General features: G+C 55.8%; 12 protein-coding genes. 2 read left to right on the forward strand and 10 right to left on the reverse strand.

Annotated elements, in window-relative coordinates; genetic code table 11:
• Positions 1-19: 19 nt before the first annotated feature.
• Complete coding sequence (locus tag SHIM_RS15360) at positions 20-1,531, reverse strand: trimethylamine methyltransferase family protein (protein WP_054003563.1); 1,512 nt, start codon at positions 1,529-1,531, stop codon at positions 20-22.
• A gap of 135 nt (positions 1,532-1,666) precedes the next feature.
• On the opposite strand from SHIM_RS15360, the gene SHIM_RS15365 reads away from it, so the two are divergent.
• On the forward strand, positions 1,667-2,551 hold the full coding sequence (locus SHIM_RS15365; protein WP_342585519.1) for a LysR substrate-binding domain-containing protein: 885 nt from the start codon (positions 1,667-1,669) through the stop codon (positions 2,549-2,551).
• 25 nt (positions 2,552-2,576) lie between these two features.
• Here the strand turns inward: SHIM_RS15365 and SHIM_RS15370 are convergent, their stop codons facing one another.
• The 9 genes from SHIM_RS15370 to SHIM_RS15410 all read right to left on the reverse strand — a co-directional run bounded on the left by SHIM_RS15370 (position 2,577) and on the right by SHIM_RS15410 (position 10,980).
• Positions 2,577-4,040, reverse strand: a complete 1,464-nt coding sequence (locus SHIM_RS15370; RefSeq protein ID WP_054003565.1) for a TRAP transporter large permease — start codon at positions 4,038-4,040, stop codon at positions 2,577-2,579.
• 2 nt (positions 4,041-4,042) lie between these two features.
• Positions 4,043-4,606 carry a TRAP transporter small permease subunit gene (locus SHIM_RS15375; RefSeq protein ID WP_082358419.1) on the reverse strand — a complete coding sequence of 188 codons (564 nt, stop codon included), beginning with the start codon at positions 4,604-4,606 and terminating at the stop codon, positions 4,043-4,045.
• Positions 4,607-4,714: 108 nt separating this feature from the next.
• The gene (locus SHIM_RS15380; RefSeq protein ID WP_054003567.1) at positions 4,715-5,740 is read right to left on the reverse strand and encodes a TRAP transporter substrate-binding protein; all 1,026 of its coding nucleotides are present in this window, start codon (positions 5,738-5,740) and stop codon (positions 4,715-4,717) included.
• A 208-nt stretch (positions 5,741-5,948) separates the two neighbouring features.
• On the reverse strand, positions 5,949-6,281 hold the full coding sequence (locus SHIM_RS15385) for a putative quinol monooxygenase (protein WP_241488887.1): 333 nt from the start codon (positions 6,279-6,281) through the stop codon (positions 5,949-5,951).
• Positions 6,253-7,281 carry a Gfo/Idh/MocA family protein gene (locus SHIM_RS15390; RefSeq protein WP_054003569.1) on the reverse strand — a complete coding sequence of 343 codons (1,029 nt, stop codon included), beginning with the start codon at positions 7,279-7,281 and terminating at the stop codon, positions 6,253-6,255. Before SHIM_RS15390 ends, SHIM_RS15385 begins: the two co-directional genes overlap by 29 nt.
• Before the next feature lie 3 nt (positions 7,282-7,284).
• A complete protein-coding gene (gene otnC / locus SHIM_RS15395) occupies positions 7,285-7,923 on the reverse strand; it encodes a 3-oxo-tetronate 4-phosphate decarboxylase (RefSeq protein ID WP_054003570.1) in 639 nt (212 codons plus the stop codon).
• Positions 7,920-9,185: a 3-oxo-tetronate kinase gene (otnK, locus tag SHIM_RS15400; protein ID WP_054003571.1), complete on the reverse strand. Its 1,266-nt coding sequence runs from the start codon at positions 9,183-9,185 to the stop codon at positions 7,920-7,922. Before otnK ends, otnC begins: the two co-directional genes overlap by 4 nt.
• A 1-nt stretch (position 9,186) precedes the next feature.
• The gene (locus tag SHIM_RS15405; protein ID WP_054003572.1) at positions 9,187-10,287 is read right to left on the reverse strand and encodes an isocitrate/isopropylmalate dehydrogenase family protein; all 1,101 of its coding nucleotides are present in this window, start codon (positions 10,285-10,287) and stop codon (positions 9,187-9,189) included.
• A 27-nt stretch (positions 10,288-10,314) separates the two neighbouring features.
• Entirely contained in the window at positions 10,315-10,980 is a 666-nt protein-coding gene (locus SHIM_RS15410; RefSeq protein ID WP_054003573.1) for a GntR family transcriptional regulator, read from the reverse strand.
• A gap of 186 nt (positions 10,981-11,166) precedes the next feature.
• Between SHIM_RS15410 and SHIM_RS15415 the strand changes: the two genes are divergently transcribed.
• Complete coding sequence (locus SHIM_RS15415; protein WP_054003574.1) at positions 11,167-11,964, forward strand: N-acyl homoserine lactonase family protein; 798 nt, start codon at positions 11,167-11,169, stop codon at positions 11,962-11,964.
• Positions 11,965-11,979 lie beyond the last annotated feature (15 nt).

Below are 11,979 nucleotides of genomic sequence, written 5' to 3' on the forward strand. Positions count from 1 at the left end.
TCTGCCAATGCCACACGCCTCAATACCAGGCATCCGGAAGCTCCTCCTTGCGGCGTGCCACAAAGGCCTCAAGGGCATCCTTTTTGGCGATATCCATTTCAGGGGGCTCATACTGCGCCAACATCGTATTCCACTTGGCATAGGCCCGTGCCCGCATGTCGAGCGAGCCACCTTCTTCCCAGCTTTCGACGTTCTCGCTGTCGCTCAAGGCGGGCTCGTAAAACGCGTTCTGATAGTTGCGCATAGTGTGTCCGCACCCTAGGAAATGCCCCCCTGCGCCCACCTCGTCATAAGCGTCCCGCGCCATCGCCTCATCCGACAGATCCAACCCTTGGCTCAGCACCTTCTGATAGCCACCCAAACGATCCGCATCCATGATCAGCTTCTCAAATCCGGTGCACAGCCCGCCTTCGAGCCAACCAGCTGAATGCAATACGAAATTTGCGCCAGCCAGCATGGTTGAATGCATGCTATCCGCGCTCTCATAAGCCGCCTGCGCATCCTCGATCTTGCTGGCTGACAGGGATCCACCGCACCGCAGCGGCAACCCAAGCCGCCGCGCCATCTGGCCAACCACATAGTTCGACACCACAGGCTCGGGCATGCCAAAGGTCGGCGCGCCTGATTTCAGCGACATGGACGATAGGAAATTGCCCAACACAAACGGCGCGCCAGGACGTACCAATTGCGCAAAGGCACACACCATCATGGCCTCCGCCATCGCTTGCGCGATGCTGGCTGCCGTGCTCACAGGCCCCATCGCGCCGGACAGGATGAACGGCACCACCACGATGGCCTGCCCACGCCCGCAATAGACCCGCACAGCCTGTGTCACCACCTTATCAACCAGCAAAGGCGAGTTGGTGTTGACGTTGGCCATGATGACGCAATTGTTTTCCATGAAATCAGAACCATGCAGGATTTCAGCCATGTCAACGCTGTCCTGTGCCCGCTCCATTTCGGTGATGGCCCCAAGGTGAGGTTTGTCCGATTGCGTCATATGCGCCAGCACCATATCCAGACGCCGTTTGCTGACCGGAATGTCCGTTGGTTCCGCGATCACCAACCCTGTGTGGTGCAAGTTGGGATGCATATAAGAGAGCCTTAGAAGCTTCTCGAAATCCTCGAATTTGGCATAGCGTCGCCCACCTTCCAGATCCCGCACAAACGGCGCGCCATAGATCGGCGCAAAGACCTGATTGTTGCCACCGATCGTAACCGATCGCGCCGGATTGCGGGCATGCTGCACAAACTCGCTTGGCGCTTTGGCGCATTGGGCCCGCACCCATTGCGCATCGGCTTTGATCAGATCACCAAATTCGCCTTCAGGCGTGATGCCTGCAGTCCTCCAGATTTTTAGCGCTTCGGGATCATCGCGAAACGCAATGCCAACGTTCTCCAGTATCCAGTCCACTTGCGCTTCAAGCTTGACAATTTGTTCCTCATCCAGCGGATCAAAGAACGGCAGCACACGCTTGATATACGGCGCGACTATACGGCTCTCAGATGTACGGCGCGAACGACGGGCCATGGGATCACCTTATGTTTGGACCTGATCCTTCATAGTCAGATCGGATGCATCCGTGATCCTTGATTATCTCTATGATTTGAGTAGACAGAAGCTATGCCAAGTATATGGAATCAGATAAACTCACCCCGCAATCTGGTGATTTTCACCGCCGCCGCCCGCCACGGCAGCTTCACCCGCGCGGCTGCGGAACTAAACATGCAGCAGCCATCGGTAAGTGCCGCTATCAAGCAGCTGGAAGAGGCTCTAGGTGTCACCCTCTTTGTACGCGGTCACCGAAAAGTCACGCTGACAACCGCCGGAAATCGTTTATTTTCCGACACTTCCAGATCTCTGGACAATATTGAAAAATCTGTTCAATCGGTTCGCCAGATGGGGCGCGAAGATCACGTGACCCTCAACAGTTCCTCGGCGTTCTCTCATTATTGGATGGTTCCACGTCTGCAAAAACTACATGACCGACACCCAACCATCGACCTGCGCCTGCAAATCGGCGACCGTGAACCAAATTTGGACATGGAAAATATCAGCCTTGGCATACGCTTGGGCAATGGCAATTGGCCCAGCTGTCACGTCGCGAAAATCGCTGAAGAAATCATTTTCCCCGTTGCATCACCAAGGGTAATGGCCGCCGCCCGCAATCTTCGTTCCATCCCGAATCTAATGAACGAGAGGCTTATTCATCTTGAAGAACCTGTTCGGGAAAGACCCACTTGGGCGGATTGGTTCGCTCACCACAACATTCGCGATCGCGACATCGTTTCCGGATTGCGTTTGAATGACTATGCGCTGGTCTTGCAAGCGGCAATGTCCGGCGAGGGGTTTGCCTTCGGCTGGGACCATGTGGTGCGGGATCTGATTGATCGCAAGCTATTGGCCGGAAAGCCGGAATGGAGTTGGCGTACAGGAAACGCATTCTACGTCGTGTGGTCCGCAAACACGCCCCTGACACCGCACGCAAAACAAGTGCGGGACTGGATCATCTCGGTCTCTGACTTTCCGCACCAACCGCCGCCCTCGTAACAAAGGCGGCGGTTATGAAACCCGGTCAGTTCAACAACACCCTTGGCAGCCACAACGCGATGTCTGGAAAGGTGATGACCAAGGCCAGACCGATAAGTTGGAGCAATACGAACGGGATGATGCCGCGGTAGATCTCCTGAATTTTGACCTCCTTAGGCGCCACTGCTTTCATATAGAATAACGCAAACCCAAATGGCGGAGTCAGGAACGACGTCTGCAGATGCACTGCCAGCAAAATCGCGAACCAATAGGTGACCTCGACTTTGCTAACATGGTCGCCAAAATCGAGCTGCGAAATAATCGGAGCAAAGACAGGCAACACGATCAACGTGATCTCGATCCAGTCAAAAAAGAAGCCCAGAATGAAAACGATGCCAAGAATGAGAAATAGCAAACCCCAGGGGCCGAACCCCATGTGGTTCACAAACTCTATAACCAGATCATCACCACCCAAGCGTCTGAAAACATAACTGAAAAGCGTGGCGCCTACAAAAATGCCAAAGATCATCGCGTTGGTCATCGCCGTTGCATCAACCACACCTTTGATCACCTGCCAGTAGTCCCGCATCGTATTGCGCAGTCCGCTGCCAACTTCGGGAGCGTCCTGCCCAATGCCCGCGCCGGGAGCTTCTAACACAAACTCCTTCACGCCCATCCAAGGCAGCAACACGAGGTTGATAAACCCAAGCAAAACGGCCCCCATCGCCCCAACGCCCGCGGCTTCGGTTGGTGTCGCTAATCCACCCAAAATTGAACCCAAAACCATGGCGATCAGCACAACAGGTGGCACAAAACTGCGCAGTACCATGACAATGGTGCCCCCCCAAGACTGGGGGCCAATATTGTCTTCCAATCGCGGTGCAAGGCTAGGGTTAATCCAACACCGAATGACGATATAGGCCACGTAGAGACCCGCCAGTATCAACCCCGGAAACACCGCGGCTACAAACAAGTTACCAACCGATCGCGACAGCAAATCTGCCATGATAACCAGCATAATAGACGGTGGTATGAGGATGCCTAATGTGCCCGATGCAGCGATGGTGCCGGTTGCCAACTCATGATTGTAGTTCCGCTCGATCATCACAGGCAGTGCCAACAGGCTCATCATGATGACCGATGCCCCGATTATGCCCGTGGTCGCCGCAAGGATTGTGCCCATCAGGGTGACCGCAAGCGCCAAGCCTCCCGGTACTTTGCGTAACAAAACCTGCAAACAATTGAGCAAATCCCGCGCAATGCCGGACCGCTCGAGCATGGTCCCCATGAAGATGAACATCGGGATCGCCGTGAGGATCAGGTTTTCCATAATTCCGCCGAATATCCGACTTGGCAGTAGCCTGAGGAAAATGAACTGAAACTCGCCCAGCACTATACCGATAAAGGCGAATCCAAGCCCGACACCGCCCAGAATGAACGCGACAGGGAACCCGGAGAACAGTAAAATTCCTAGAGCAGCAAACATGAACAGTGGGAGAAATTCAACCATGATCAATGCCCCCCGCCAAAGAGGTTTGTCTCTTGTTCAGCGCTTAGTTTTCCAAGGTATCCTGCGACAGCTTTGATCAATTGCGATAGGCCCGCCAACAACAGCAACAGGAACAAGGCCAACAGCCCCGCCTTGACGATCCACAAGTTGCTAAGCCCTGTTTGTGACTTTGAAATTTCACCAGAGATAAACGACTGCTTTACAAACGGCCAACTGAGCCACAGTCCAATCACTGAATAGGGTATAAGCGCGAAGGAAATCCCAATCGCCTCGATCAAGTGCTTGGTCTTGTTCGAGAAATTCTCTCGTAATAGGTCAATTCTGACATGCGCGTTTCGCACATATGCATAGCCAAGAGCGAAGACAATCAAGCCGGAGTGCAGCCAATATTCAAACTCCTGGATCATGGTGGAGTTCAGCCCAGCGGGCTTTTGCACACCAAAATATCGCGTGGTTACATCGTAGCAGACCACAAGAACCAAGGCGAAGCCGAGCCACCCCCCGATTGACGCAAAAAAGCCCAGCAAGCGATCAATCCGCCGGCTGAGTCCCAATAGGCTTTGCACGGTTCAATTCCTTCCGTTCAGCGCACCGTTTGACGTAACTAAAAAGCCTTCGGTGCGGCGTATCTGATGTGCCGGCCCGATGCATGAACACCGGACCGGCAAGACCCCTTACTTCAGGTAGCCAAGTTCGCTCCACACGGCATATTCCGCGCGGAATGTTTGCATGCTGTCCCAGACTTCCTGGAAGTCAGGGTTGGCCGCCGCTTCTTCGGCAACAACTTCTTCCCATGCAGATTTGAAGGTGCCCAGCATCTCGTCATCCCACTGGTGGATGTTGACGCCTTGCGCCTTCATCTCAGCTAACGCTTTGCCTTGAATGGCTTCACCTTCGGCAAGTTGGTTGGCCACGTTTGCCTTACAAGCGGTTTCGATCAAACCGCGCTGACGGTCATCCATCCCGTCCCATTTGGCCTTCGAGATCATCAACTCTTGAACCGTGGATTGCTGGTGCCAGCCGGGGAAATAGTAGTGCTTGGCGATGTTGTAGAACCCGAGGTTCTGATCGATCGCAGGCATGGAGAATTCTGTGGCGTCAATTGTGCCACGTTCCAGCGCCGGATAGATGTCACCACCCGCCAGCAACTGCGTGTCCACCCCCAGCTTCTGCATCACCTTTGCGCCAAGACCGAAGAAACGCATCTTCAGACCCTTAAGATCTTCAGCCGACTTGATTTCCTTGCGGAACCAACCGGATGCTTCGGGCGCGATGATGCCACAGACCAGCGACTGAATGCCGTCGCGGTTGTAGATTTCGTTCATCATCTCTTCGCCGCCACCGTACCAGTGCCACGCAAGGTACTCCCCGGCGGACGGGCCAAATGGCACGGCAGCGAACAGGTTATACGCCGAGTTTTTCGAACCCCAATATCCTGGTACGGACCAACCAGCATCAATCGATCCGTTGGACACGTTGTCATAGATCTCGAGCGGTGGAACCAGCGCGTTGGGTTCAAAGAACTCAACCTCGATATCGCCACCCGAAATCAGGTTCAGCGTGTCCTGCAACTTGACCCCTGCCTGACCCAATTGGATCAGCGAGCCGGGAAATGTTGACGGCATGTTGAGTGTGACCTTGTCGGCGAGCGCCGACGTGGCGACGACCGAAACCGCGGCCGCTGCAATTAGATGTTTCATGTTTGCTCCTCCCATAGTGTGCTCCCGCACATTAACGGCGACAGCAATGTATACGTTATTGAATTTTTTAAATGAGTCAATCACCCATTCGGTGTAAAGCGTCAAAAAAACAAGGGGATTTGGCGTATTTTCTGACACATTGGACAACGCCAGAACCCCACAAAGCGACTGGCTTTGCGGGGGGCAAACAGATGCCGACTGCCTGGGTTTAAGACCCTATGACAACGTCGCCAAAGGTGGACACGGCCTTGTCTGCGATCAAATCGCGGACGGCCACGTCGAAATCTTTGAAGTGCGTGGTCGCAAGATGCACCTGAAACGCGTCTTCACTGGCATAAATCTCATAGAGAAACACTTCATGTGTCTGCTCATTAGAACAGACGTCGAACTGCAAACACTCCGGTTCCAACGCAAGCGAGTTCCGTGCTTGCGCCAGCATAAGCGGCATAAACCGCTCCTTGGCCTCGGCCTTTAGGGTGAATGTCACGCACACCACATACATCGCGCCCTCCTCACAGTTGAATTTTCCGACCAGTGGCATGGCTTTCGTAAGCCGCTTCGGTGGCACGAATCACGCTCAGATAGTCTCGGGCCTCATTTTCCAACACACCAGCGTGCGTTGCAGCAGCAGCCACGTGCTGGCAAAGGTAGGCCACGCAGCCGCCACCAAATGCGGTGTCGTCAACATCGGCCACCAAAGGAACGGCTGTCTCTTGCTGCGTCCCGAATTCGCGAAAGAAGACGCGACCGAGCCCATCAAGCCGCAGCGAGCCCGCCTCCCCCTCGATCCACATCTCGCCCATAGTGCGGCGCGGATTGTCGGTGACGTGATCCATCAAACGGTTGCCATCAAACAGGCTGCGTGTGCCGCTTGCGTGGGTCATTTGCAACTGACCTGCATCTTCTCCCCTAAGCACCGGGTTTATTTTCACTAGGTCGGCGTAAACGGCCGTAATGGTCCCAAACAACCATTGAAACAGGTCCACAAAATGCACGCCGGTTTCATGTATCAACAGTCGTGACATGTCCCGAAATGCGGGCTGGCGCGCCGAATAGGCGTCTTCACCCCGCCCGTCACCAGGCCGCAAGCCGAACCGACCTTGATACACCTGCCCCATTTTTCCGGCATCCAGAAACGCTTTAATCGTGCGATGCCATGGTTGAAATCGGAAATTCTCGTGGACCACGATTTTGCAGCCCGCTTCCGCCGCTTTCGCCACAACCGCCTCAGCCTCTGCAAGCGACGTGCAAAACGGCTTTTGACAGACAATTATCCGCCCCGGGCGCAAGAATGCCTCGATCAGATTGGCATGCGCTGGCGGCGGGGCAACAATGTCCACAATATCGACATCGACAGCCACTTGTGCCGCCGTTGCGCCTTCAAACACGTCGACTTCAAAACTCTGCCGTGCCCAGTCGCGACGAGCCTCTGACAAATCCGTCGCCACAATCTTATCCACGCGCGGATCATCCTGCCACGCTTGCAAATGAAATTGACTGAAATAGCCAAGCCCGATCACCGCCACCGTCAACCCCGACACGGCTTAGCACTCCACCGGAAAACGGCGTTTGATTTCGGCGACCTGCGCGCCCGTAAGTGGCTGGGTTTGCAACCTTTGCAACATCAGAAAAAGTTTTGCTGTTTCTTCCAGTTCTTCTGTTGCGTAAACCGCATCCTGCAAGGATTTCCCAGCCACAACCGGCCCGTGATTGGCCAGCAACACCGCGTGATGGTCTGACGCCATTTCGGAAACGGCCTTGGCCAAATCCGGATCGCCGGGCGGGAAATACGGCACCAACGGCAAGGTGCCAATCCGCATCACGTAATAGGCCGTCAGAGGCGGCAACACATTCTTGTGGTCGATCCCGCACAAACAGCTAACGGCCACAGAATGCGTCGAGTGCAGATGCACGATCGCCCCCGCCTGCGCGCGTTTGTCATACATCGCCATATGCAAAAACGCTTCTTTGGTGGGTTTGTCTCCCTCCAGGTGATTGCCTTTGAAATCCAGCTTGGACAGCCGCGCCGGATCCAGTGTGCCCATTGTCGAACCTGTCGGTGTCATCAACCAACCGTCGTCGGTGCGCACCGATACGTTACCCGACGACCCAAACGTCAGGCCCCGCGTATAAAGCGACGCAGCCAACTCACAAATCTCGTCTCTCTGTTTGCTCTCACTCATCGCACCACCTCAAAGGCCTCTTCAAAAAAGTCCGGCCCACCAAAGTTGCCGGATTTCAAAGCCAGCGCCAAAGGCAGTGTGCCGATGCCTTCTGACCACGGCACGCCCGGCGCGATTTCCGGTCCTATCCGCAGCGCGTTTACGCCAAGTGCGGACACGACCGCCCCCGACGTTTCCCCGCCAGCAACCACCAAACGCCCAAATCCAGCTCGGTTTAACCGCGCGGCCAAGGCTCCCATGACCTCCTCAACCATCGCGCCAGCTTTCTCCACGCCATAAATGGCCTGCACTTGCCGCACTTCTTCGGGATCAGCTGACGCATAAATCAACACTGGCGCTTCATCGTGCTGTCCCAAAGCCCAATTTGCCAGATCGCCCACAACGTCGTCGCCTGCCGCGATCCGGTCCACCACGATTTTGCGTGTCGGCCAAGTCTCTTTGGCTCGCGCAATCTGGCCTCGCGTCGCCGCAGAACAGCTGCCCGCAAGAACCAGCTCCCGCCCCGCCACAACTGGCGCGCACGCCTTGGCCGGCGCACCTAGCAATCCACGGCTACGAAAATTTTGGGGCAAGCCGGTTGCCACACCGGAGCCGCCCGTTATCAGTGGGTGGTCCCGCGCCGCAGTGCCTATCACCCGCAAATCAGCGTCATCGAGAGCATCAACAACCGCGTATCCAATGCCCTCCACTGCCAATGACTTTATGGCATTGCGCACCGCATCCGCCCCGTCACGCACAGTTTGCAACGGCACCAATCCCACCTCTGCATCCGACTGCGCCTTCATCAAACGAATCAGGCTGCTGTCGCGCATAGGGGTCAATGGATGATCCTTCATCGAGCTTTCGTGCAAAGGCAGTTCACCAACAAACAAATGCCCCTTATAAATCGTACGGGAAGTATCAGGAAACGCTGGACAAACAATCGCGCAACCTGCGCCCAATTCAGCACGTACCGCGTCTGCAACCGGCCCGATGTTGCCATCAGGCGTGCTGTCAAAGGTCGAGCAGTACTTGAAAACGATCTGCTCCGCGCCTTGCGCTTGCAGCCAGCGCAACGCCTCCAGCGATTGTGATACGGCGTCGACAACTTGCGCTGAGCGCGATTTGAGCGCCACGACCACTGCATCGACGTCTCCCGTTGCAGTCGCCGCGTCCGGCACCCCTATGGTTTGAACAACCCGCATGCCCTCTTTGACGAGTGTATTGGCAAGATCGGTTGCACCGGTGAAATCATCTGCAATGGCCCCCAACAAGATGCCCATTTCAGCCCCCTGACACGCGACGCAAAACTTCGGCGGTCACCGCTTTTGTGCCCATATCCCCGCCAAACTCCATAGGCCGCAGCGCATAGTCACTAAATCCTGCGTCCACTGCGCCTTCGATAAACGCGCCAGCCGTCTCAAGACGCATATCGCCGGATTTCTCGGCCAAATAGTCCAACATCATTGCCCCGCTAAGGATTGCCGCAAGTGGGTTGGCTTTGTCCTGCCCCATAATGTCGGGCGCGCTGCCATGTGCCGGCTGGAACAGACCTGTTTCGTCGCCAATTTCGCCACAAGCCGCGATGCCCATACCGCCGACCAATCCGCCGGCCAGATCGCTCAGGATGTCGCCAAACATATTTTCCATGACCATGACGTCAAAGTCCCAAGGCTTGCGCACCAGATCAAGCGCCATTGCGTCAACATAATTGTACCCAACTTCCACGTCCGGAAAGGCCACCTTGGTTTCATCAAAAATCTTGCGGAAAAAGGCCATCGAGGCAAAAACGTTGGCTTTGTCCACACAGGTTAGGCGCGCAGATTTCCCCCGCTCCTTGCGCCGCTCCGCAAGTTTGAAAGCAAATCGGTGCAGCTTCTCGGTGGTGGCCCGTGACACCCGCAATGTCTCACGAACCTCTTCATCGCCGCGCACTTCGAACCGGCCGTGAACAGCCGCAGAAAAAAACAGCCCTTCTGTGCTTTCCCGCAGGATAATCATGTCCAGCCCCGCGGCGCGCGGGTCCGCCAGACGTTGCGGCGCGTTGGGATAGGCCCTGACCGGTCGCACGCCTGCATAAAGCTGAAACCGGTCGCGCAAGCGCAAATGCGGCGAGATCTCGGTGCCATCCGCATGGCGGATCGCCGGCAACCCTATTGCCCCAAGGAAAATAGCGTCCGCAGCCCCGGCACGCTCTTCGCCGTCTGGTTCGATGTCCTGACCAGTCTCGGCAAAGTAACCGGCACCGGCAGAGATTTCATCGTAGCGCAACGCCGGCGCGCCCGCACGTGCAACGGCAGCATCCACGACCGCGATCGCCGCATTGGCAACATCAATTCCGATTCCGTCGCCTCGAATAAGCGCGACACTCAGGGGATGGGTCATTAAATTGGGTCTCTTCTTTGCTAAGGGCTACAGCTGTGGCAGCCGATAATTTTCCAACAGTTTCAGCAATTCCCTCGCGGCCCGCTCCCGGTGCTGACGGAAAACACTTCGGGTGCCCTCCACGTCACCGGCCGCCAACCGGTCGAGAATTTCGCGGTGTTCTTGCGTTGATCTCACGGGCAACTCGCGCAAACGAAGCGTCACAATCCGCGCGCGATGCGCCTGATCGAAAAGGGAGCTTACGAACGCATACATGCGGCGGTTGCCATGAAGTTCTAGCAACGTGATGTGGAACCGGTCATCGGCCGCCGCCCAGAGGTCCAGATCACCAACTTCCAGCGCTGCGGCCATTTCGTCGGTGGCCCGCCTCAAAGGCGCCAGTTCTTCTGCACTAGGCCTGCGCGCCGCCAGACCTGCGGCGGCATCCGGCTCTAGGGCTGTGAGGATTTGATAAATCTCCTGCATGTCCTCAGCTTTGATCGGCAAGACCCGTGCTCCTCTGCGCGGAATCAATTCAACCAGTCCTTCCGCCTCCAGGCGGATCAACGCCTCGCGTACCGGCGTGCGGCTCATACCCAAACGCTCCGCGATCTCCGGCTCCGGTGCCTGAAACCCTGGCGGCATCAAGTTTGAACGGATGTCCTCCTTAAGCCGCGCATATGCGTCCCCGACGCGTGTTTGTTTTTCGGCCATCTTCGCTGACTCTTCCCAAGACTCTCGCAGCGGGCACAACGCCTGCGAATACTTTAATGTATACATTATCAAATTCTTTAAGTAAAGATCACTTAACAATGTGCGCGTTGGAGTATTTGACAATGTCTAAAAAACCTATCCGATATGGACGGGAAGACCAGCACAAGAGCGCCTTGGGGAGGGAAAATGTCGGATTTTTGGAGGGTTTACGCGATAAAATACGCGGACCGGAACACGCGCACCCGCGCAGATAGCTTTATCTTTGACGATCACCCGGCTGCGCAGCATGGCATGGACTACTTTGTCTGGCTGCTCAAAAACGGATCGCGCACCATCCTTGTTGATACCGGATACGATTCCACCGAGGCCAACCGCCGTGATCGCCCTATCCTGCGCGACCCTTCCAAGGCTCTTGAAGTGATGAATGTGGACGCGGCCAAGATAGACACGGTGATCATTACGCATCTACATTATGATCACGCTGGCGGGTTGGACCGCTACCCCAACGCTACGTTTCACCTTCAAGCCGCAGAGATGGCTTTTGCCACGGGCCCCTGCATGTGCCACGACACCCTTCGTATGCCATTCACCGCAGACCATGTCTGCGAGATGGTGCAACACGTCTATTCGGGGCGGGTGGTGTTTCACGATGGTTCAGCCGAGGTGACACCAGGTGTACGCGTGCATTGCATTGGTGGACATTCCCGCGGGCTTCAAGTGGTGGAAGTTGACACAGAAGATGGTCCATTGTGTCTGGCTTCAGACGCGGCGCACTACTACGAGAACTTTCTGCTTCGCAAACCCTTCCCCATCGTGGAGAACGTCGAGACCATGATTGCGGGTTATGACACACTTTATCAGCTAGGCGGCACACAAGGCCGCATCATCCCCGGTCACGATCCCTTGGTGACGACGCATTATCCGGCTGTCGGCCAATCGGGGTTTGTCTGGCGGCTCGACAAAGGGCCCGACAAACCATTTTAAGAACAGCAAGAAAAA

Origin of the sequence: Shimia sp. SK013 (assembly GCF_001292625.1) — a bacterium.
Taxonomy (GTDB): Bacteria; Pseudomonadota; Alphaproteobacteria; order Rhodobacterales; family Rhodobacteraceae; genus Shimia.